The organism is Colwellia sp. E150_009 (assembly GCF_053543955.1).
Genome location: NZ_JBHFOM010000043.1, coordinates 1 through 21220 on the forward strand (window position 1 = coordinate 1; position 21220 = coordinate 21220).

Sequence of the window (21220 nt, forward strand, 5' to 3'; positions counted from 1 at the left end):
GATCAAAGGGACTCATAAGTTGTGATATTAGGTATGAAAAATAAAATCAATTAGATCACAAATTTAATCAAAATGGTATAATACTGCCGCGGCGCCCAGAAGTGAAACGCGTAGTGAAGAGGGTGGAAAGCGTGTGGGGGTTCTTCTCTTTATGTGAGAGTAGGACATTGCTAAACTTCTATTAAGAGAAGCCCGATTCGAAAGAGTCGGGCTTTTTGCTTTCTAAGATTTTAGGATTTGCAAAAATAGGTGCCAAGTGTAGTGCCGCGACGAAATTTGAAAAACGTTAGGATGGATTTTGAGAGGGGATATGTTATACCAATTGCACTAATGCAATTGGTATAATTATATAAAATAAAGGAAAAAATCTAGACTCTACATTATTTGTATGGAAATAGAAAATGCATAATTTGCTGGTGCTTAGCCACCAATAAATTTAACTTTGAACCCTTCATCTTCCAAAAGTTGTTTGATTATTTCTCGTTTGTTACCTTGAATTTCAATCGTTTCGTTAACTACGCTTCCGCCAGTACCACAGGTTTTTTTCAGTTTTTTAGCCAAGATCTTTAATGCTTCTGTTTTTAATCCTAAACCACTAATTACAACTACCCCTTTTCCTTTTCGGCCTTTAGTTTCTCTGCGAACATGGGCAAAGCCATCACTTGCAATTACGTTAGATATTTGTTTTGTAGGCTTTATACGACCAGTATTGGTGGAGTAGACTAATGATTGATCCGTATCTACTTTATCTTTTTTATTTTGTACTGGCGATTTACCAAAAGCGGCAGCTAAATCTGCTAGGCTAGATAGCTTTTCTTTCATTGAAATGAGTACCTTATAATTTTTTAAGCTTATTATAATAACGCTTTTTACTTATGACGAGAAATTTAAAATGAAAAAAGCCACTACAAGAGTGGCTTTATTATAGCTAAAATGCAACCCGTAGGTTGACTTACTTTTTACTATTTCGGTAAATAGCTATTACAACTTACTTTCAAGTTCAGGTAGAGCATCAAATAAATCTGCAACAATACCATAATCTGCAACTTGGAAAATAGGTGCTTCAGGATCTTTGTTGATAGCAACAATAATTTTTGAGTCTTTCATACCTGCTAAATGTTGAATTGCACCACTAATCCCAACAGCAATGTATAGGTCTGGAGCAACAATTTTACCTGTTTGGCCAACTTGCATATCATTAGGCACAAAACCAGCGTCAACAGCTGCACGAGAAGCTCCGATAGCTGCGCCTAGTTTGTCTGCAATACCTTCAAGTAATTTAAAGTTATCGCCATTTTGCATACCTCGACCACCAGAGATAACAACACTAGCAGCGCCTAAATCAGGGCGTTCTGATTCAGTTAATTCATCACTTACATGGCTAGAATTTCCTGCATCAGTGACTAAGTCTAGCTTAACTACTTCAGCATTACCGTCAGTTGCAACGGCATCGAAACCTGTTGAACGTACTGTAATTACTTTTTTACTATCTAAACTTTGCACAGTGGCGATTGCATTACCTGCATAAATTGGACGAATAAAAGTATCACTACTTTCTACGCCAATGATATCTGAAATCTGAGTTACATCCAGAAGTGCTGCTACGCGAGGCATAAAGTTTTTGCCTGTTGTAAGTGCTGTTGCAATAATATGTTCATATTCTGCGGCTACTTCAACAACTAATAAGCAGATGTTTTCTGCTAATTGATGTTCATAAACAGCATTGTCTGCAACCAAAACTTTACTTACACCATTGACTTTAGCAGCGGCATCAACAACATTTTGACAGTTATATCCAGCAACGAGTAAAGTAATATCAGAGCCAATAGCTTGAGCAGCGGCAACTGTTTTAAGTGTTTCAGCTTTTAATGTGCTGTTGTCGTGTTCTGCAAATACTAAAATACTCATGAGATCACCTTGGCTTCATTTTTCAATTTTTCTACTAATTCATCAATTGTTTCTACAACAATACCTGCTTGACGCTCAGCTGGTGGAGTTACTTTTAGTAACTTAGTGCGTGGCGCTAGATCAATGCCGAAATCAGCTGCATTTTTAACATCTAATGGTTTACGTTTTGCTTTCATTATGTTTGGTAAAGAAGCATAACGAGGTTCATTTAATCGTAAATCAGTTGTTATAATGGCTGGTAAGTTAAGCGATAATGTTTGTAAACCACCATCAATTTCACGTGTTACATTGACTTTATCAGCTTCAACTTTTACTTCCGAGGCAAAGGTTCCTTGAGGCATGCCCGTGAGCGCACCTAACATTTGTCCTGTTTGGTTATTGTCACTATCAATCGCTTGCTTACCCAAAATAATGAGTTGTGGTTGTTCTTCTTCAACAATTTTTTGTAAAAGTTTAGCGATATTTAATGAATCTAAAGTTTCACTGGTTTCAATTTGAATAGCGCGGTCTGCACCTAAAGCAAGTGCAGTACGTAGCTGTTCTTGACAAGATTTATCACCAATCGACACAGCAATAATTTCTGTTGCAGTACCTGCTTCTTTAAGACGAACAGCTTCTTCTACAGCGATTTCACAAAAAGGGTTAATTGCCATTTTTACGTTAGCAAGATCCACATTTGAATTATCGGGTTTTACGCGAACTTTGACGTTATAGTCAATAACACGTTTTATAGGAACTAATACTTTCATCGTTGCCTCTAGGGTTGTTTATTTAGTAAAACACTAATTTAGTATAAAACTAAACTATATTAAAATTGGTTATTACACAAAAGATTACTATTGCTTTACGTAAACGTCAACGTAATCTTGGTGAAAACTTTTAAAGTAAGTTACAATATCGGTACTTTCACAAGTAATTACAGTTTTGTTTTAAACAGGTAATCAATACAGCATAGTATAAATTGTTAATTTAACTACGCTAAGACGATATTTTATAGATTCTTAAAAGGAAATATCATCTTGCTTGGAAACCACTAATGAGATACTATCAAACACCTGTTTGAATATCAAACACCTGTTTGAATTTTTATAATAAATAATACAAATAATATTGGGAGATACCATGGAACGTGAATCGATGGAATTTGACGTAGTAATTGTTGGTGCAGGCCCTGCTGGTTTATCTACAGCATGTCGTTTAATGCAGTTAGCGCAAGAAAAACAACAAGAACTTATGGTGTGTGTAGTTGAAAAAGGCTCTGAAGTTGGCGCTCACATTCTTTCTGGTGCTGTGTTTGAACCTAGAGCTTTAAATGAATTATTTCCCGATTGGAAGGAAAAAGGTGCGCCTTTAAAAACATCCGTTACTGGTGATGATATCTATCTATTTAATAGTGAAACTAATGGTATTAAAGTACCAGGATTTACTGTTCCCAAAACTATGCATAATCACGGTAACTATATTGCTAGTATGGGGAATGTTTGCCGTTGGCTTGCGGAGCAAGCAGAACAATTAGGTGTTGAAATATTTCCTGGTTTTCCAGCACAAAGTATTATTTATAATGATGACGGTAGTGTGGGTGGTGTTATTACAGGTGATATGGGGTTAGATGCTGAAGGCAATGAAAAAGATTCATTTATGCCAGGTATGGAACTTCGTGCTAAATACACCGTTTTTGCTGAGGGCTGTCGTGGTCATTTAGGTAAAGAGTTAATTTCAAAATTTAGTTTAGATGCAGAGGCGTCACCACAACATTATGGCCTTGGCTTTAAAGAAATCTGGGATATTGCCCCAGATAAGCATCAAGAAGGTTTAGTTGTTCATACAGCGGGTTGGCCATTAGAAAAAGATACGACAGGCGGTGGTTATTTATATCACGCAGAAAACAATCAAGTATTTGTTGGGTTAATTGTTGATTTAAATTATAGCAATCCGCATTTAAGCCCGTTTGACGAATTTCAACGTTATAAGCATCATCCTAAAATAAGCCAGTACCTTGAAGGGGGGAAGCGTGTGTCTTATGGTGCGCGAGCTATGGCTAAAGGTGGTTTTAATTCGTTACCTAAAATGACAATGCCAGGTGCTTTATTAATTGGTTGCGATGCAGGAACGATCAACTTTGCTAAAATCAAAGGCAATCATACAGCCATGAAGTCTGGCATGTTAGCAGCTGAGGCTATTATTGAAGCACTGATTACTAGCGATGGGGTTAGTGAAGAAGGTAAGAAGGACTTAACGTCATATACAGAGAAATATAAAAATTCATGGTTATATGAAGAGTTATATAGCACACGTAATTTTGGGCCAGCTATGCATAAGTTTGGCACCATGTTAGGTGGGGTTTATAATATGATTGATCAAAACTTTTTTGGTGGTAAATTACCGTTCAACTTTAAAGATGACACGTTGGATTACGACCAACTTAAGCTTGCTTCTGAAGTTGCGGTGATTAAATACCCTAAACCAGATAATAAACTTAGCTTTGACAAACTTTCTTCGGTATTTTTATCAAATACAAACCATGAAGAAGAGCAACCTTGTCATTTGAAGTTAGCTGATAGCAGTATTCCAATTAGTGTTAATTTAGTTAAATACAATGAACCTGCTCAGCGTTATTGTCCTGCAGGTGTTTATGAAGTTGAAAAAACGGAAGAGGGTGATAAGTTTGTTATCAATGCTCAAAACTGCATTCATTGTAAGACGTGTGATATTAAAGATCCAAGTCAAAATATAACGTGGATTACACCAGAGGGAACAGGTGGGCCAAACTACCCTAATATGTAAATTTAGGTAGTAATTATATAGGTAATAAACCTCGGGTTGTATTAATGTTAGAAATATTTTTGCAACCCGCAACCTTATTTAGTTGTTTCTATTAGGTTGAATGGTTTGAGAGGTCTAATAGAGCGGTGTATTTCGTTTTCAATTTCATCTAATTCAGTGAGCTTGAGACAAAAATTTTCAGCTTTCCCTTCTAATGCATTGGCGCTTGCACTTATTTCTAATTCTAGGTCTTTGCCTATAATTTCCATGCGGTTATCCATAGTTGACAGTCGCCGTTCGCTACTGCGACTTTCTGAATTATTGTTTATCATGGCTTCACCAACGGCTAATAATATAGTGCCGATGGAATCAGAGATGATTTCTTCAATTTCTTGTTCAAACTCACCAGTGAAAATATCATCAAAATCAGCAAAGTCTTGTGGTGCAATATAATAATTATTTGCACTTTGATTAAAACGAGTTCTAATGCGCCATTTTAGTTCATCAAATTTAGTTTGAATTTTTTGCTGAGAGGCACTGTTCTCACCTGTTAGGCTAGTAATTGCTTTATTAACAGCTTTTAAGCCTATGTCTACACCTTCAATTGCAATAGAGACTATTTCAGGTACTTGTTCACGTATTCCAAAGGAGAATTTTTTGATAAGTTGTTGTTGCTCATCTATTAAATCAATTTCTCTACCTTCAACAAATAGTTGAGATTGACCGTTAATTTGTACCACTGTCTTGCCATGATCCGTTATTCGAATATGATGAGGATCAATAATAACGCCATAATTGAAATTGACTGAGCATTGTTTAGCTTGAGCACTAAATATGGATAAGCAGATAAGTAGCAGTGATAAAAGTATTTTAGCCATAGTAATCTAAGTATTAACAATGGGCTCTATATGAATTTTTCTGTCTTTGTAAATCAATCTACTTGGGCCATATTCTCTCCTTGACCTGTCGTTATAATCCCCAACTATCATCTGAACACCATGGTATAACTTTTCTGTTGCCTCTATGTATACACTTTCCATGTAATCTTGGGTGGCCTTTTCATTTCTTTCTTTTTCAAATAAAATTTCACCCATACGGTTTGCATGAAACTGATAGGTTGAAATAACCTTTGTTAGCATCTCAGAGACTTGTTGGTTTTTTGGCAATTTCTTTAATTTATCAGAAGCGGTTTTTAATTCGTTTGTTTTGTCATTATCAAAATTTAAGCGTGATTCAATATCTTGTAGTTGTTCTTTGAGTTTTACTAACTCATGATCAAAACTAATAATAGTATTACTACCAGCCGTAGCACCAACCATACCGGCGGTAACAAATTTTCCTGCCCTAATAAAACCACCAATAAGAGTGCCGTTTGACTTGTCTTCTGTCCCCACTTTTAAACAACCATTTACTTTGATTTGACTATGAAGTAATTGATTCTCAATGCGAATATCTTTACCACAACTGATTTGAGCATATTGACAATATTTAGCATATAAATTACCTTTTACGTTAACACTAACACTCATGTTTACATCTGTTATTTTGGTTTTTTCAATATCATGCTTTCGACCAATAATACCACCAGAGATAGTAACATCTCCTCCTGCTTCAATCATTGCTGACTCAACAAAGCCGCCAATAGTAATATCACCAGTAGCTATTACTTTCATTCCTTCGTTCACATCTCCATCAATAATAACACTCCCAGTAAAATTGATATTACCAGAGGCAACACTAACATTTTTAACCTTGTATACTTCGTCAACTTCCATACCGTTAGGTATTATTTTAGGTAAACCAACTTTTCGGGATACTAAAACATTTTTATTTTTAGAACTTATCGCTGTTCCATCACCTGAAACTAAGGGGACGTCAATGCCCGGTTCAGGTAATAAGGGAGTGGCGGTAACTGTATAGCCTTGTTTACCTGCCGTTGATGGAATTTTTTTTGCGATTGCTTCACCAACTCTTACGCAAACTATGTCACCTAAATCACGCATATCAACACTACCGTCTTCCCTTTTTTTAGGGCGCAAGATACGTGATTGAGCACTTTCTACTAATGGCTTTACTACGGCATCTTTACCATTAACAGGGAGTTTTCCACTAGCAATTTGTAATGTAATTTGACTTTGGGGCTCCCCCTTTGCCGCTAACTGTGCAAGTTTAACAAGCTCTTCTTTACTAAAACCTTTTTTAACCCCCGCTGCTTGTGCTGCTTCTAAGATTGCTTTGGCAGATAAATGCTTTCCACCTTGAGCAGTGGTTATTTCAGCTGTTGCTCCCATTTCATCGTCATTAATTGATACTGAAATAGTTGCATCAACCCGCTCTAATACTTGATACGATATTTCTCGACCGATTTGATCATTCTGTAATGGTTTTAGTACATCATGTAATTCAGCAATGGCATTTTTTATATTTGTAGAAACGATTCTTAATTTAGAATAATCTGATTTCTCTATTAATTCATTAATAGTTGCTTCGGTAACCTCATTGCCACCTTTGATTGGCGTTATATGCAAATCAATATTATCTTTGGCATTAACAATTAAACTGAGCTGACTCATAAAGGTTTACTCCGACATCATTATTATTATTATATTCAACAAATTACATTGATGGCTTTGAGAACTGCATTTGTTATTAAATTAGCATAGTCGAATTAAATATAGTTATCTTGGTGTATTTTAATAAAACTATTCGTGTTAATTTTACTGTAATCAATTTTATATTCTCTTCCGTCAAGCGCTTGTATGAATAATAGTGTTTTCTCTTCACTAAATACTTCGCTTGATTCAACATTGACAATATCTTGATAAGCTTTTTTTGCAAGAGAACGTTTTTCTGGAATAGCGCCTTTGTATATTCCAATCCCCCGGTGGCTAACCACAACAATTGGATTGTCGTCACCATTGATAATTAATAAATCAAACTTTTTTATTTTGTGAATAATAGTGTTACGACCACTAGTAATAAAATTTTTTTCAGCCAAAGTAGACTCCGATAGATGAAAGTGGTGCTTTTGCTTCGTATTTTTCTATAATAGCTTTAGCACAATATAATAATTATTTGTTTGTTTAAATATATAAATTTTTTCTATACTTAGCAATGTGTTATTAAAAATACTCTGTTGATTTCCATTTTTGTTGACGCTCAATAATGTAATTAGGAATTTCTTGGCTATTTATTAATTCTCTTCGTATTAAATCTAAACCAATACTCGCGACATATTTTTGGAAATAAAGTCTAGGTAACGGCATTAATAAACAAATTGATTTTAAGTTTTTTTTACTTCCCCAAGCTATCCATACAGTACCAACAGGCTTTTCATCACTACCACCATCTGGACCTGCTATGCCTGTTACCGCAATCGCTAAGTTTGCAGAGGAATTTTTTAAGGCGCCTTGTGCCATTGCTATTGCCACTTCTTGGCTAACTGCACCAAATTGGTTGAGTAATTGTTCAGGTACCCCCAATAATGCTGTTTTCATTTGGTTACTGTAGGTAACAAAGCCTGCTTCAAAACATGCAGAAGCACCACCTACTTGGGTTATCATACTCGCAATTAACCCACCTGTGCATGATTCTGCTGTTGTTATTTTTAGGTTCTTACTTGCGAGTGTTGAAATAACATGATGTGCTAACGATAAAGGTTCGCCTTGTATTTGAGCTATCACATGGTCACCTAGCAGGGTTATTAGCTTTTCTTGCCATAGGTGTTTATGCTGGTGAGCTTCTTGAGTCGTCGTGGTTAGTTTTATTTCTAATAGGGGCATTCCTGCACGAAAACCTAGGTCAATGTTGGTAGGCCAATCAGGTAATTGGTCATTAAGTAGCTTTTGTAGGGTAGATTCACCTAAACCAAAAACTTGCAAGCGTGTTACATCAGAAATGAGTTCACCCGGCAGTGTTGATGCGATATCTGGTGCAATTTGTTCCGACAACATAGTTTGTAATTCTCGTGGTACGCCAGGAGTACAGTATATATTACAGTTTGAATGCTTAACTTTGAAACCAACAGCACTGCCTTGGTTGTTTGCAATGATGCTGCAATGTTGAGGAAGAAGTGCTTGCTTTAAGTTTGGACCATTTAATTGTACGCCACGTTTCTCACACCAAGTAATAAGGTGTGCTAATGCTTCTGGGTGTTCTACTAGGTCAACATTAGTCGCTTTAGCTAATGCTTGGGCGGTCAAGTCATCTATTGTTGGCCCTAAACCGCCATTTATAATTAGGATATCAGCATGTGCAGCCAACGAGTTTATTTCTTGTACTAATAAGTTTATATCATCAGGAATTGTTACCTTGCGAGATATTTCTAATCCTAATTCTTTCAATTGTTGTGCGATCATCGCCGAGTTACTATCAACAATATCACCTGTCATTAATTCATTACCCGTTAATAACAATTGCACATTGGGTTTGTTCATTTTGTTTATCTCATTATCTATTATTTGATCGTTAAATGTTTTATCTACGTTAATTTAACTACTTTTCATCAGTGTTATCGTTAAATCGTTCTATCATGTAAATATATTTACCATTATTAACCAATTTTATGAAGAATATATACATTATTTGAATTGGCTTTAGCCTAGATTACCATTAAAATAATGTTATCGCGCTTATCTACACTAATTAGCTAGTTTTTTTTCTATTCTTTTTAGTAAACTATGTTTTAATAGTTTTGATAGTTTTAATATATGATTTTTAATCTGTAATTTTTAATGAGCAAAATAAAATACGAAAGAGAGTTACTCTTTGGCCGGTGGTTTCGTGAAGAAAATATTGGAACAAATAGAAAAGTCATTGAATATGCTTTATTAAGTGCTGATGGTAGTTATGAGTTTACCTTTATAACTATGCAAATGAATGTTAGTGAAGCTGACAAGGTTATTGAGCAAGTAACAGAGTTAGGTGATTGGGGCTTAGTAGGTGATATCCATTTTACGATCACAAAAGATGAGATTGTGGATGAACAACTTTATGCAGCTGATCTTAATAATAGTAATAATTACCACGCCTATAAAGTTTTACAGTTAAATCACCATGTTTTCGAATATCAACATGTCACCACTAATGAAATCTTTATCATGCGTAAAATTACTGACAATGTGGGTCATTGCTAGTTTATGAAAAATTAGGAAAATAATGAATAAGTTAAAAGCAGCAAGTTTAATAACCGCCATAAAAACACCTTACACCAGTAAAGGTGAGGTTGACTTAGATACATACGATATACTTGTAAAAAAACAAATTGATGCTGGTGTTGACGCTATTATTGTTGGTGGAACAACTGGCGAAGGACATTTATTAAGTTGGGAAGAACACTTGATATTAATTGCGCATAGCGTGCACAAATTTGGTGAAGAATTACTTATCATAGGTAACACTGGTAGTAATAATACCAGCGAGGCAATTAAAGCAACGAAAAATGGTTTTGCCGCAGGTATGGATGCTACGCTACAAATTAATCCTTATTATGGACGTACTTCAATAGCAGGTGTGATTGAACATTTCAACCATACCTTGGATATCGGCCCCGCCTTTATTTACAATGTAGCAAGTCGCACTGGACAAGATCTTACACCAGACATTATTGAAAAACTAGCCAAGCATAAAAACTTTATTGGCGTGAAAGAGTGTGGGGGTAATGAACGCATTGCGCATTATGAAAAACAGGGTATTGCTTGTTGGTCTGGTAACGATGATGAAAGCCATGATGCACGTCATAAATATGGTTCACACGGTGTTATTTCAGTTACGTCTAATCTTATTCCGCGTTTAATGCGTGAGCTTATGGATAACGAAAATGTCGCATTGAATACACGCTTGCAAAGGGTAATAAGTTGGCTTTTTTGTGAGCCTAACCCTATTGCTATTAATACGGCATTAATGATGACAGGAGCTGTGCCAGCTAATTTCCGTCTACCTTATTTGGCGCTAACAAAAGAGCAGCGACAACAAGGTTTTGAATTACTTAGTGAGTTAGATCCAAGTGAGATAGTTGGGGACTCATTATCAGTACTTGAAGATAGCATATTCAAGTACTGTATTTAGTTTACGTTTTAGTGAGTTTTTTCGTTCAACATTAATTTTATATTACTGTGTATTTGGTTGATTAGTTAAGGTAAAAATTATTTTAAAATTTATATGGGTTGCCATTTATTTAGCTGTGCTGATTTGGTCAGGTATTGCCCCTAAAGATATTTTTACGTGGTTTTTAGAGGTACTGCCAGCGTTGATTGGGGCGGTAATTTTATTAGTAACTTATCATTCATTCAGATTAACGCCTTTGCTTTACTCTTTAATTCTGTTTCATTGCGTTGTGCTTATGGTTGGTGGGCATTATACCTACGCTGAAGTACCATTATTTGACACAATTAAAGAGCTATTTAATCTTGAACGAAATAATTACGATAAAGTGGGGCACTTTGCGCAAGGTCTAGTGCCCGCTATTATTGCGCGTGAAGTACTCATACGAAAAAATGTTGTCAATGGTAAAGCTTGGTTAAATGTGTTCGTGATATCTATTTGTTTAGCATTTAGTGCTTTTTATGAGTTGATTGAGTGGTGGGTTGCTATTTATTCAGGAGAAGATGCCGAGGCATTTTTAGGTACTCAAGGCTATGTTTGGGATACACAGTCTGATATGGCTATCGCACTTCTAGGCGCTATCTGCGCTATTATTTTTCTGGTTAAATATCACGATAAACAGTTATTGAAAATATCCGCACGGAATTTGGCTAAGTAATTAAGCTTTTAGCCAAATCTATCATTCAATTTTATAACAGAAGTTTAAACTGGCTAGCTAGTTCAAATTTTTTGTTATCACCTGAAAGCGGACAAGTGAAATTCAATTTAACTGCGCATAATTGTAAATCTTTTGTTTCATTTATATCAGCAATCCCATGTAGTCTATCGCCGACAACGGGTAAGCCAATACGCGCGGCGTGAATACGTATTTGATGTTTTCTGCCACTATCAATTTTAACCTCGACTAGTGATTGATCCTTTGCTTGGTTGTAGGCTAAACAAGTGAAGGTACTTTGCGCTTGTTTACCTTCAATATCGCTTGTAATCACTTGTGGTTGTTCATTTTTATTATGATCACCATGCACAATAATATGGTAATGCTTTCTAAGCGTATTGTCACTGAGTGTACGATTTTCAAACATTGCCGTTAATGCTCTAGCTGTTTTTTTGCTGTGTGCTATGAGGATTAGGCCTGTGGCGGCTCGGTCTAATCGGTGCACAATAAATACAGGTCGTTCTGGCGTTAAATGCTGTTGTGCAAAACGAGCAATAGTACAATGGTCACTCCATTTTGAACCTTGAGATAACATACCATAGGGTTTGTACCAAACACTATATTCAACTTCATCACTGATTAACGTGGCATCTAATACATTGTTTGAAAGTACTTTTTCGTTATAGTAAAAGTGTAATTCATCATTATGTTGCAGTACTTTTTTTATACGTCTTAATCTCTGCGTACTTTTGCCTCTTGTTACCCATAATGCCCCTTTATTGATCGCTTGTTTCAGCTGAGTATTACTCAGGTTATGGACTGTATTTGCTAAGCTATTGCTTAAAAAAGCAAATGCGGATTGAGAGTCATCATTTATTGCTTGATTAAACTTTACATGATGTTCAAAAATAACAGGCATAATAGTATAAAAGTAGTTAATAATGGCATGAGTTTAACACTTTTACGTAACAGGCGTTATCAGGTAATATGTGACTTTAATGATAAATTTTAACTGAGTGCGTTATGAGCCGAGATTTAACACTTTACCCTAATGATAATATTGGTGATTTCTTATGGGAACGATATAAAACAGGTATTGAATTGAATGAACCAAGAGAAGTAGAGTTTTCTGTTTTATTTCCATCACAAGCATTGGCCTTGCAATTTGGTCAGTTACTGTTAGAAAATAATCAAAAGCTTTCTTTTACTCCTTTTGGTGGTGACGAAGAGTACCCGTGGGAAATCACAGCTTACCCAGAAATGCCTTTAAACTATGAAAATATTAGCGCATATCAAGCGTTGTTAGAAACAAGTAGTGAGCATTTAAATGGAAAATTTGATGGTTTTTATTGTTTATGAATTGCATAAAAATTAAAAGAAAGGTGTAAGAATGTGATTGATATTAAAAAATTTTCTGCGCTAGAAAAAAATAGTAAGCAATCTTTTGCTAAACAAAAACAGAAAATCAAAAAAGTGATGGCAGGGCAAATTGTTCTTTGTCAACAATGTCAAAATCCACTTTCTTTATTTACTCCTGAAAGCACAACAAATAGTAAGCTCCTTGGTATTCGCTGTGCAAAAGGGTGCACAGACTTACAGTTAGATTTTGTTTAATTAATGCTTAACTAATGTGTAATTTATGAATAGTGCATGATTAGTTTAGTGAAAATCATAAAAGAAACCGACAAAAATGTCGGTTTTTTATTGAAATGTAAATGTATCTAAGTCGAGCTTAGTTTCTTTACATACGTTCCATGACTTCAATACCTAAAATATCTAAACCTTGCTTTAATGTTGCAGAAATCAATTGGCACAAGGCCAAACGTGATTCTTTTATTTCAATAGCGATGTCGTCTTTGAGAATAGGGCAGGCTTCATAAAAACTCATATAAAGGCTGGCTAATTCATATAAATAATTACATAACAAATTAGGCATACATTCGCTTATTACTGCGTCTATAACATCTTCAAGTTGCAGTATTTTTAATGCGAGTGCTTTTTCTTGTGGTTCAATAATTTTAATATGAGAACTGAATTGGCTAACTTCTGCCTTAGTATATTCTGCTTTAGTGAAAATACTTTGAATACGTGAATAGGCATATTGTAAATAAGGTGCTGTTGCGCCCTCAAAACTAAGCATTGTTTTCCAATTGAAAATATAATCGCTAGTACGATTTTTGGATAAATCGGCAAATTTGACTGCGCCAATTCCTACTTTTTCAGAAATTTCAGCTAAATCACTTTCACAGATCTCTGGATTTTTTTCCTTAATTAAATCGCTGGCGCGAACCACAGCTTCGTCTAATAATTCAGCTAATTTAATGGTTCCACCAGTACGGGTTTTAAATGGTTTACCATCATCTCCCATCATCATGCCAAACGGGCAATGATCATAGGCAACTGTTTCGGGTAAAAAGCCAGCTTTACGCGCAACAATTTCGACTTGTTTAAAATGCAGTGCTTGGCGGGCATCTGTAAAAATAATAATGCGGTTTGCTTTTAATTTACCACTGCGGTACCGACAGGCTGATAAATCAGTTGTTGCATATAAAAAGCCACCACCTGATTTTTGCACAATAAATACCGATGGCTCACCGTCTTTATTGGCCATTTCATCAATAAACACAACTTTTGCACCTTGATCTTCTACGGCAATTTCTTTCGCCATGAGTTCGTCAATAACGGTAGATAGATCGTCGTTATAAGCACTTTCACCCATAATATCATTACGCTGTAATGATACATTTAATTTTTCGTAAATTTCTTCGCTGTGACTAATTGAAATATCGATAAATTGTTGCCATAGCTTAGCGCATTGCTGATCACCACTTTGAAGTTTTACAACATCGGCACGTGCTCTATCAGCAAAACCTTCCTCGTTATCAAAGCGAATTTTTGCTTCACGGTAAAAGTTTTCTAAATCGCTTAGTGCTGTTTCAGCGACTTCATTGCTGGCTAATTTGTCACTTAAATGAGCGATTAGCATACCAAATTGCGTGCCCCAATCACCCATATGATTTTGACGAATAACTTTATCGCCTCTGAACTCAAGGGCACGTACTACAGCGTCACCAATAATAGTTGAACGTAAATGACCCACATGCATTTCTTTTGCAAGGTTTGGAGCTGAATAATCAACTACGACTGTTTGTGGTGTAGTACGTTGAGTTACACCAACATGGGTGTCCTGAGCAACCAAAACTAATTGTTTTGCAAGCCATGCTTGATTCAAATGAATATTGATAAAGCCAGGGCCAGCTAGCTCAATATTGTCTGCGATATCATCAAGATCTAACTGTTCAACAACTTTGGTTGCAAGTTCGCGAGGATTAGTTTTTAGTTTTTTTGCAGCACCCATCACGCCATTGGCTTGGTAATCACCAAAATTTGCCCTACTTGATATACTAACGGCAGGGTTGGTGTCTTCAGGTAAACCCGCTGCTACCATTGCTGTACTGACTTTTTCTGCAAGTATCTGTTTAATATTCATAATATTTAATCTTTTTAGTGTGTTTTTTCCAATCAGTATTTTTTTGCAAACTAGATTGGATTTTAGCAAAGCCGTCGAGCTTTTTCATAAGGAGCTTAGTTTACTAAGTGACGAAATGAAAAAGCGAAAACAATGCCGCAAAAATTCTATATAGAAAGCAAAAGTTAGTGTTCACGAGTTGAGTGAAACTCAATATCTGGATGACGTTCTTGTGCCAGTGATAAATTAACCATCGTTGGCGCAATATAAGTCAAATTATCACCACCATCTAAAGCAAGGTTATCACCTGCTTTTTTCTTAAATTGCTCTAAAGTTCGCTCATCATTACAGGTACACCATCTTGCTGTAGCAACGCTGATAGGTTCATAAATTGCGTCTACGTTGTATTCAGTTTTCAGACGTTGCACGACCACTTCAAATTGTAGTACCCCAACAGCACCAACAATCATGTCGTTATTGATAAAAGGTCTAAATACTTGTACAGCACCTTCTTCTGATAATTGAATTAAGCCTTTTTGTAATTGCTTCGCTTTTAGTGGATCACGCAGGCGAATACGTCTAAACATTTCTGGGGCAAAGTTAGGAATACCACTAAATTTCATCATTTCACCCGCCGTAAAGGTGTCACCAATTTGAATGCTACCGTGATTATGTAAACCTATGATGTCGCCAGCAAACGCTTCCTCAACATTAGCGCGATCACCTGCCATAAAGGTTACCGCATCAGCAATTTTAACATCTTTAGCTAAGCGTACTTGTTTCATTTTCATGCCTTTTTCATATTTACCTGAGCAAATACGCATAAAAGCAATGCGATCACGATGTTTCGGATCCATATTGGCTTGAATTTTAAATACAAAACCAGAGAATTTATCTTCTGTCGCAAGCACTTCTCGTGTATCTGTTATACGAGGTAAAGGCTTCGGAGCCCATTTAGTAAGGCCATCAAGCATATGGTCAACACCAAAATTACCGAGTGCAGTACCAAAAAATACAGGTGTTAATTCACCTTTTAAAAATTCTTCTATATCAAATTCATGTGATGCCCCAACAACTAACTCAAGTTCTTCACGTAAATCTTCCGCATAGCTGCCAATAGCTTTATCAAGGTCGGGGTTATCAATTCCTTTAATAATACGCTTTTCTTGAATTGTATGTCCTTGACCACTTTGATATAAAAACACTTCATCGGTTAAAATGTTGTAAACACCCTTAAACTCTTTACCCATGCCTATTGGCCAAGTAATTGGCGCACACTTAATTTTTAATACGTCTTCAACTTCATCCATTACTTCCATTGGATCACGAACGTCGCGGTCCATTTTATTCATAAAGGTAATGATCGGAGTATCACGTAAACGGGTGACTTCCATTAATTTTATAGTACGTGCTTCAACACCTTTAGCCACATCAATGACCATCAAACAAGAATCGACAGCGGTTAAGGTTCTATAGGTATCTTCAGAGAAATCTTCATGCCCAGGGGTGTCGAGTAAATTTACTAAACAATTATTGTAAGGAAACTGCATCACTGAGGTGGTAATTGATATACCACGGTCTTTTTCCATCTCCATCCAGTCTGATTTAGCATGTTGGCCCGATTTTTTACCTTTTACAGTGCCGGCCTTTTGTAACGCTTGCCCAAATAATAATACTTTTTCAGTTATGGTCGTTTTACCTGCATCAGGGTGAGAAATTATGGCAAAGGTTCTACGGATATCTACCGCTGCTGCCTGTAAGGTATTGACTGTCATTGATATTGCCTTGGTACACACAAAATGAAATCCAGATATAAATAATAATGGATTATTGTTGTTTAAAAAATTGCGCGCATTGTAGCACAAATAAAAAAGCCGCATTAAGCGACTTTTTCTTTTAAATGCATTTTTTATAGGCTTTTTTTGGGGATAACTAAAGACTTAATGACATTACTATAGCATCTTCATAGCCAAAACCACTGCTACTCGGGTAATAACCTGTACGTCGGCTTATTTCAACAAACCCCGCGTTGATATACATCATTTGTGCGCTAATATTTTTAGCTCGCACTTCTAACCATATTTTTAAGGCACCTTTGCTTTTAGCATGTTGGATAAACTGATTTAATAATTGCTTACCATACCCTTTACCTTGTGCGCTTGGTTCAACGCAAATATCCATTAAAGTGGCTTCATCAATAACCAATTCACCCACATAAAAACCGATGACATTTTCTGTGTCGTCTAGAGGTTCAACAAGTTTTTCACCAAAGTAACGGTTGCCAATGCAGCTTGAAAAGGTTTTTTCATTCCATGGATGAGAGTGACAGGCATTTTCTATTGGCATTAAGATATTGATATCTGCATTGCTAATGCGAGTAAATATTAAAGAGTTTTTCATAATTGCTTTTAGGTGCTTATTGATTGACGGTTAACTTGCAGTTAGTCATGTATTTAAAGTAAATGTTTGCTGATATTTAGCCATAATTGCTTTTTTAGTTTAGGCGATTGGCTAATTAACGAGATGTGTGGAGTAATTAAAAGATTATGTTCGCACTGAATTGTATGAGTGTCATGCTTTTTAGCGCTGAAATACCAATTAAATAATCCCAGATCAAAATGATCTTTTTGGGCGGTGATCTCGCCAATGGATACGCCAATAGCTTGCAATATATCGGTAAAAATATTCTGCTTTGTTAGCTCCAGTAAAGATAAGTTGTCTTGTGCAATAAAATCATCTCCTTTCGTTATAGCAAGCTGGTTAGATGAATTATCGGTAAAGTTATTATCTTTACTTTGCCATAAGCTGATACCCATTTCAGTGAGTTGATCGAATTGTCTTTGATTAACTGACATTAAAAATATACATAAAAAGAGAATGTAATTTGTATGATGACAGATTTAGGGCAAACAGAGAAGTAAACTTTGAAAACGAAGAAAAGTAAAACGAGAAAGAAAATGGCAGGGGTGGAGAGACTCGAACTCCCAACCATCGGTTTTGGAGACCGCTGTTCTACCAATTGGAACTACACCCCTGCAACGGATTTGAATTATACTGATGCGTAGCCAAAGGTAAAGAACAAATTGTTAAAAACTATAAATAGCTGAGTTGTTCGGCTATTTAATAGACAAAACACAATGACTAGTGGCAGTAAGCAGAGTAGGAAGCCTACTGTCACATATGACTAGGTTATTTCATTCGTTTGCGCATTTCACAAAACCTAAATTCATCTGGGTAAGGATAAACATCCTCGTAAATGCCGTTTGCTACATTTTTCTGACATTGCTGCCAGTAACTAGCGGTTAATAGATCTTCGTGATGAATTTTAAACGCTTTTAAATATTTAGGGTTTGCTAACGCGAATGTGGCTAATTCTTCAGGAAACATGTCGCCAGGCGCTACAGAATACCAAGGTTCTGCTGCGTATATTTGCTCTTCAGTTACAGCCACAGGTTTTACTCTGAAGTTTACCTCGTCCATGTAAGTGATTTCGTCATAATCATAAAAAATAACACGGTTATGACGAGTAACACCGAAGTTTTTTAATAGCATGTCACCAGGGAAAATATTGGCAGAAATTAACTGTTTGATCGCTTGGCCATAGCCAAACATCGCTTCTTCTATTTCTTCGTCACTGGCTTTGGCTAAATATAAATTTAATGGCACCATTCGACGTTCTATATACAAATGTTCAATTATTAATAGATTATCTTCATAACGAATCAAAGAAGGGGCAACTTTATTTAACTCTTCTAATAATTCTTCGTTAAACCTATCTTTGGGAAACGCAACTTCGGAATATTCCATGGTATCAGCCATACGACCGACTCTGTCATGAAGCTTAACTAAATGATATTTAGCCTTAACATCTGCACGTGTCATATTTTTACTGGGCGAAAATTTATCTTTAATTATTTTAAATACGTAGGGGTATGAAGGTAGCGTAAATACCGACATAACCATGCCTTTTATACCTGGAGCTAACACCAATTTATCATCGCTGTTATCAAGATGGTTTAGAAAATCTCGATAAAATTGTGTTTTTCCTTGCTTATGAAACCCGATGGCAGAGTATAAATCAGCTGTTGTTTTATGAGGGATTAAGCTTTGCAAAAAGTTAATTAATGCATAAGGATGAATACAATCAACAAAAAAGTAGGCACGAGCAAAACCGAAAACAACCGCCATTTCTTCACTGTTTGTGAGTAGCGCATCTATGTATAAGCCCCCTTTTTCATTATTTAATACCGATACAATAAAAGGTGTTATGCCAGCAGGCGATAAGACTCTGCCAATTAAATAAGCCCCTTTGTTTCGGTAAAAAGTGAAATTTAAAATATCAAACTGTAAATCTTCTACTTTAAAGCGTGTTTTGTGAGCCTTGCGGCGAAAAGCCTTGATTAAGATGTCTACATCGCTATTAAGATCAACAAACGGCACTGAACTTTTATGTGCATTCATAATGTCACAAATAGTCGATTTTAAGCCTTTTTTAGCTGGCTTATAACTGGTATAGATTATTGGGGTTGGTCTGTCATCAAGTCGTTGAGCAGTACTTTCTACAAAAATATAATCATTGTGGTAATACTTGCGTTCAAATAAGTGACAAAAAACAGAATTATAAAATGTTTCAGCAAGTTCGGGTTGTTTATGATCAGCAAGTAAGTTGATATAAACTTTTTTAACCTGTAACCATAAATCATCATCTAGGGATTCAATATGAAAATCTTGCTTAATTGTATTAAATGACTCTTGTACACGTTGTTCGTAAAAAGTGGTTCTTGCCTTTGCTGCTTTTTGAACTTCCGCCCATTGACATTGTTGGAAGCGTTGTTGGGCTGATTTTGTTATTTCAATGAAAAGGTGTATATGACGGTCAAAGCCGTTAATAATTGTTTTAGCTATAGCCAAGGCAAGTTCATTCATCTTCAGTGCAACTATTGAGTAAAGTTTAAGAAAATCATACTTGAAAAAAAAAATTTAAACAGGCTCTTTTAATTAATTATTGTTAAATAGTCACTATAATTAACAATTATGTTGTTGTGTATCAATTTAGCACCGTCTTAAGCTAGCTAATTAAAGGTAAAGTTTTTATTTAACTTGCTATCAAAGGCTTGGATCTCTAAAATTACGCGTTTTATTTTACCATTCATTATCAGCAAGGCTTTCCTGAACTTTAATCATGCGTGTATCTGACTTTTCTTTTGATTTACCTAAAGAGCTCATTGCTCGTTTTCCTATGGCTGAGCGAACTAGTAGCCGATTAATGACGCTTAACGGTAATACGGGTGAGATAGAAAACCTTGGTTTTACCGATATTCTTGCGCAATTGAATGCGGGAGATTTATTAGTATTTAATAATACCCGTGTTATACCAGCACGTATGTTTGGTCAAAAATCAAGTGGTGGTAAAATTGAGGTATTAGTTGAGCGTTTAATCGATAAAAATACTGTCTTAGCGCATATTCGTGCAAGTAAATCACCTAAAGTGGGGGCAGAGTTGTTATTAGAAGGAAAAGCAAAAGCAACAATGGTAGCCCGTCATGGTGCTTTATTTGAGCTGAAATTTCTTGGCGAACAGTCAGTCTTGTCAATACTTGATGAAATTGGCCATATGCCATTACCCCCCTATATAGACCGACCTGATGAAAATAGCGACCGTGAGCGTTATCAAACGGTTTATAATGAAAAGCCAGGGGCTGTTGCCGCGCCAACGGCAGGTTTACATTTTGATGACGCCTTATTAGAACAAATTAAAGCCAAAGGTGTTGAATTAGCTTTTGTTACATTGCATGTGGGAGCAGGCACCTTTCAACCAGTAAAAGTTGATGAAATTGCTGACCATATTATGCATGCAGAGTATGTGGAAGTACCCGATAATGTTGTTGAACAAATTAATAAAACTAAAGCAAATGGCGGGCGTATTATTGCGGTAGGAACAACGTCAGTTCGTTCATTAGAAAGCGCGGCTAAATCAGCGCAAGAAAAAGGTACAAGTCTTACTGCTTTTTATGGCGATACGGATATTTTTATTACACCAGGTTATGAGTTTCAATTAGTTGATGCATTATTAACTAATTTTCATTTATCTGAATCAACCTTATTAATGCTTGTTAGCGCTTTTGCTGGCTATAAGCATATTATGAAAGCCTATCAACAGGCCATTAGCGAACAATATCGTTTTTTTAGTTACGGTGATGCAATGTTCCTTACTAAACAAGATCACACAAAATAAACTTTGAGCTGAAGCGATAACGTTTTAGCTTTTTTTGAATGCAACCATCAGCCTGTTTCGCTGGTAGGTAGGAAATATTATTTATGAA

The 21220-nt window shown here is 35.9% G+C and carries 20 protein-coding genes and 1 tRNA gene; 7 read left to right on the forward strand and 14 right to left on the reverse strand.

Annotated elements, in window-relative coordinates:
* Nucleotides 1-420: 420 nt before the first annotated feature.
* The 3 genes from ACE1OF_RS15865 to ACE1OF_RS15875 form a co-directional block, all read right to left on the reverse strand.
* Complete coding sequence (locus ACE1OF_RS15865; RefSeq protein WP_448895623.1) at nt 421-822, reverse strand: stress response translation initiation inhibitor YciH; 402 nt, start codon at nt 820-822, stop codon at nt 421-423.
* A gap of 159 nt (nt 823-981) precedes the next feature.
* Nucleotides 982-1908, reverse strand: coding sequence for an electron transfer flavoprotein subunit alpha/FixB family protein (locus tag ACE1OF_RS15870; RefSeq protein WP_448895624.1), 927 nt, complete (start codon nt 1906-1908; stop codon nt 982-984).
* Entirely contained in the window at nt 1905-2657 is a 753-nt protein-coding gene (locus ACE1OF_RS15875; protein ID WP_448895625.1) for an electron transfer flavoprotein subunit beta/FixA family protein, read from the reverse strand. The genes ACE1OF_RS15870 and ACE1OF_RS15875 overlap by 4 nt, the downstream gene beginning before the upstream one ends.
* A 373-nt stretch (nt 2658-3030) precedes the next feature.
* On the opposite strand from ACE1OF_RS15875, the gene ACE1OF_RS15880 reads away from it, so the two are divergent.
* Nucleotides 3031-4692 carry an electron transfer flavoprotein-ubiquinone oxidoreductase gene (locus tag ACE1OF_RS15880; RefSeq protein WP_448895626.1) on the forward strand — a complete coding sequence of 554 codons (1662 nt, stop codon included), beginning with the start codon at nt 3031-3033 and terminating at the stop codon, nt 4690-4692.
* 74 nt (nt 4693-4766) lie between these two features.
* On the opposite strand, the gene ACE1OF_RS15885 is transcribed toward ACE1OF_RS15880, so the two are convergent.
* The 4 genes from ACE1OF_RS15885 to ACE1OF_RS15900 form a co-directional block, all read right to left on the reverse strand.
* Complete coding sequence (locus tag ACE1OF_RS15885; protein WP_448895627.1) at nt 4767-5549, reverse strand: DUF2884 family protein; 783 nt, start codon at nt 5547-5549, stop codon at nt 4767-4769.
* A gap of 6 nt (nt 5550-5555) precedes the next feature.
* Nucleotides 5556-7244 carry a DUF342 domain-containing protein gene (locus ACE1OF_RS15890; protein ID WP_448895628.1) on the reverse strand — a complete coding sequence of 563 codons (1689 nt, stop codon included), beginning with the start codon at nt 7242-7244 and terminating at the stop codon, nt 5556-5558.
* Nucleotides 7245-7339: 95 nt separating this feature from the next.
* Nucleotides 7340-7669 (reverse strand): hypothetical protein, encoded by a 330-nt coding sequence (locus ACE1OF_RS15895; RefSeq protein WP_448895629.1) that lies wholly within the window; start codon nt 7667-7669, stop codon nt 7340-7342.
* 124 nt (nt 7670-7793) lie between these two features.
* Nucleotides 7794-9107 (reverse strand): CinA family nicotinamide mononucleotide deamidase-related protein, encoded by a 1314-nt coding sequence (locus ACE1OF_RS15900; RefSeq protein ID WP_448895630.1) that lies wholly within the window; start codon nt 9105-9107, stop codon nt 7794-7796.
* A 297-nt stretch (nt 9108-9404) separates the two neighbouring features.
* On the opposite strand from ACE1OF_RS15900, the gene ACE1OF_RS15905 reads away from it, so the two are divergent.
* From ACE1OF_RS15905 to ACE1OF_RS15915, 3 genes are all read left to right on the forward strand, one after another.
* Nucleotides 9405-9806: a hypothetical protein gene (locus ACE1OF_RS15905; RefSeq protein WP_448895631.1), complete on the forward strand. Its 402-nt coding sequence runs from the start codon at nt 9405-9407 to the stop codon at nt 9804-9806.
* Between the two features lie 22 nt (nt 9807-9828).
* Entirely contained in the window at nt 9829-10737 is a 909-nt protein-coding gene (gene dapA, locus ACE1OF_RS15910) for a 4-hydroxy-tetrahydrodipicolinate synthase (protein ID WP_448895632.1), read from the forward strand.
* Nucleotides 10738-10852: 115 nt separating this feature from the next.
* Nucleotides 10853-11431, forward strand: a complete 579-nt coding sequence (locus ACE1OF_RS15915; RefSeq protein WP_448895633.1) for a DUF2238 domain-containing protein — start codon at nt 10853-10855, stop codon at nt 11429-11431.
* Nucleotides 11432-11462: 31 nt separating this feature from the next.
* Here ACE1OF_RS15915 and ACE1OF_RS15920 read toward each other — a convergent pair whose 3' ends face one another.
* Nucleotides 11463-12347: an RluA family pseudouridine synthase gene (locus ACE1OF_RS15920; RefSeq protein ID WP_448895634.1), complete on the reverse strand. Its 885-nt coding sequence runs from the start codon at nt 12345-12347 to the stop codon at nt 11463-11465.
* A 104-nt stretch (nt 12348-12451) separates the two neighbouring features.
* Here ACE1OF_RS15920 and ACE1OF_RS15925 point away from each other — a divergent pair, with 104 nt between their 5' ends.
* The gene (locus ACE1OF_RS15925; protein WP_448895635.1) at nt 12452-12787 is read left to right on the forward strand and encodes a ribonuclease E inhibitor RraB; all 336 of its coding nucleotides are present in this window, start codon (nt 12452-12454) and stop codon (nt 12785-12787) included.
* A 33-nt stretch (nt 12788-12820) separates the two neighbouring features.
* Nucleotides 12821-13042 (forward strand): hypothetical protein, encoded by a 222-nt coding sequence (locus tag ACE1OF_RS15930; RefSeq protein ID WP_448895636.1) that lies wholly within the window; start codon nt 12821-12823, stop codon nt 13040-13042.
* A gap of 127 nt (nt 13043-13169) precedes the next feature.
* On the opposite strand, the gene argS is transcribed toward ACE1OF_RS15930, so the two are convergent.
* The 6 genes from argS to aceK form a co-directional block, all read right to left on the reverse strand.
* Nucleotides 13170-14918: an arginine--tRNA ligase gene (gene argS, locus ACE1OF_RS15935; RefSeq protein WP_448895637.1), complete on the reverse strand. Its 1749-nt coding sequence runs from the start codon at nt 14916-14918 to the stop codon at nt 13170-13172.
* Nucleotides 14919-15082: 164 nt separating this feature from the next.
* Nucleotides 15083-16672 carry a peptide chain release factor 3 gene (gene prfC / locus ACE1OF_RS15940; protein WP_448895638.1) on the reverse strand — a complete coding sequence of 530 codons (1590 nt, stop codon included), beginning with the start codon at nt 16670-16672 and terminating at the stop codon, nt 15083-15085.
* Between the two features lie 157 nt (nt 16673-16829).
* Nucleotides 16830-17297, reverse strand: coding sequence for a ribosomal protein S18-alanine N-acetyltransferase (gene rimI, locus ACE1OF_RS15945; RefSeq protein ID WP_448895639.1), 468 nt, complete (start codon nt 17295-17297; stop codon nt 16830-16832).
* 53 nt (nt 17298-17350) lie between these two features.
* Nucleotides 17351-17752: a DNA polymerase III subunit psi gene (locus tag ACE1OF_RS15950; protein ID WP_448895640.1), complete on the reverse strand. Its 402-nt coding sequence runs from the start codon at nt 17750-17752 to the stop codon at nt 17351-17353.
* Between the two features lie 103 nt (nt 17753-17855).
* A tRNA-Trp gene (locus ACE1OF_RS15955) sits at nt 17856-17932 on the reverse strand.
* A gap of 154 nt (nt 17933-18086) precedes the next feature.
* Complete coding sequence (gene aceK, locus ACE1OF_RS15960; protein WP_448895641.1) at nt 18087-19823, reverse strand: bifunctional isocitrate dehydrogenase kinase/phosphatase; 1737 nt, start codon at nt 19821-19823, stop codon at nt 18087-18089.
* A 256-nt stretch (nt 19824-20079) separates the two neighbouring features.
* Between aceK and queA the strand changes: the two genes are divergently transcribed.
* Nucleotides 20080-21132, forward strand: coding sequence for a tRNA preQ1(34) S-adenosylmethionine ribosyltransferase-isomerase QueA (gene queA / locus ACE1OF_RS15965; RefSeq protein WP_448895642.1), 1053 nt, complete (start codon nt 20080-20082; stop codon nt 21130-21132).
* Nucleotides 21133-21220 lie beyond the last annotated feature (88 nt).

Coding starts and splice junctions, on each gene's coding strand:
- ACE1OF_RS15865 (WP_448895623.1), bottom strand. CDS start 822: ATGAAAGAAAAGCTATCTAGCCTAGCAGATTTAGCTGCCGCTTTTGGT.
- ACE1OF_RS15870 (WP_448895624.1), bottom strand. CDS start 1,908: ATGAGTATTTTAGTATTTGCAGAACACGACAACAGCACATTAAAAGCT.
- ACE1OF_RS15875 (WP_448895625.1), bottom strand. CDS start 2,657: ATGAAAGTATTAGTTCCTATAAAACGTGTTATTGACTATAACGTCAAA.
- ACE1OF_RS15880 (WP_448895626.1), top strand. CDS start 3,031: ATGGAACGTGAATCGATGGAATTTGACGTAGTAATTGTTGGTGCAGGC.
- ACE1OF_RS15885 (WP_448895627.1), bottom strand. CDS start 5,549: ATGGCTAAAATACTTTTATCACTGCTACTTATCTGCTTATCCATATTT.
- ACE1OF_RS15890 (WP_448895628.1), bottom strand. CDS start 7,244: ATGAGTCAGCTCAGTTTAATTGTTAATGCCAAAGATAATATTGATTTG.
- ACE1OF_RS15900 (WP_448895630.1), bottom strand. CDS start 9,107: ATGAACAAACCCAATGTGCAATTGTTATTAACGGGTAATGAATTAATG.
- ACE1OF_RS15905 (WP_448895631.1), top strand. CDS start 9,405: ATGAGCAAAATAAAATACGAAAGAGAGTTACTCTTTGGCCGGTGGTTT.
- dapA (WP_448895632.1), top strand. CDS start 9,829: ATGAATAAGTTAAAAGCAGCAAGTTTAATAACCGCCATAAAAACACCT.
- ACE1OF_RS15920 (WP_448895634.1), bottom strand. CDS start 12,347: ATGCCTGTTATTTTTGAACATCATGTAAAGTTTAATCAAGCAATAAAT.
- ACE1OF_RS15925 (WP_448895635.1), top strand. CDS start 12,452: ATGAGCCGAGATTTAACACTTTACCCTAATGATAATATTGGTGATTTC.
- argS (WP_448895637.1), bottom strand. CDS start 14,918: ATGAATATTAAACAGATACTTGCAGAAAAAGTCAGTACAGCAATGGTA.
- prfC (WP_448895638.1), bottom strand. CDS start 16,672: ATGACAGTCAATACCTTACAGGCAGCAGCGGTAGATATCCGTAGAACC.
- rimI (WP_448895639.1), bottom strand. CDS start 17,297: ATGAAAAACTCTTTAATATTTACTCGCATTAGCAATGCAGATATCAAT.
- ACE1OF_RS15950 (WP_448895640.1), bottom strand. CDS start 17,752: ATGTCAGTTAATCAAAGACAATTCGATCAACTCACTGAAATGGGTATC.
- aceK (WP_448895641.1), bottom strand. CDS start 19,823: ATGAATGAACTTGCCTTGGCTATAGCTAAAACAATTATTAACGGCTTT.
- queA (WP_448895642.1), top strand. CDS start 20,080: ATGCGTGTATCTGACTTTTCTTTTGATTTACCTAAAGAGCTCATTGCT.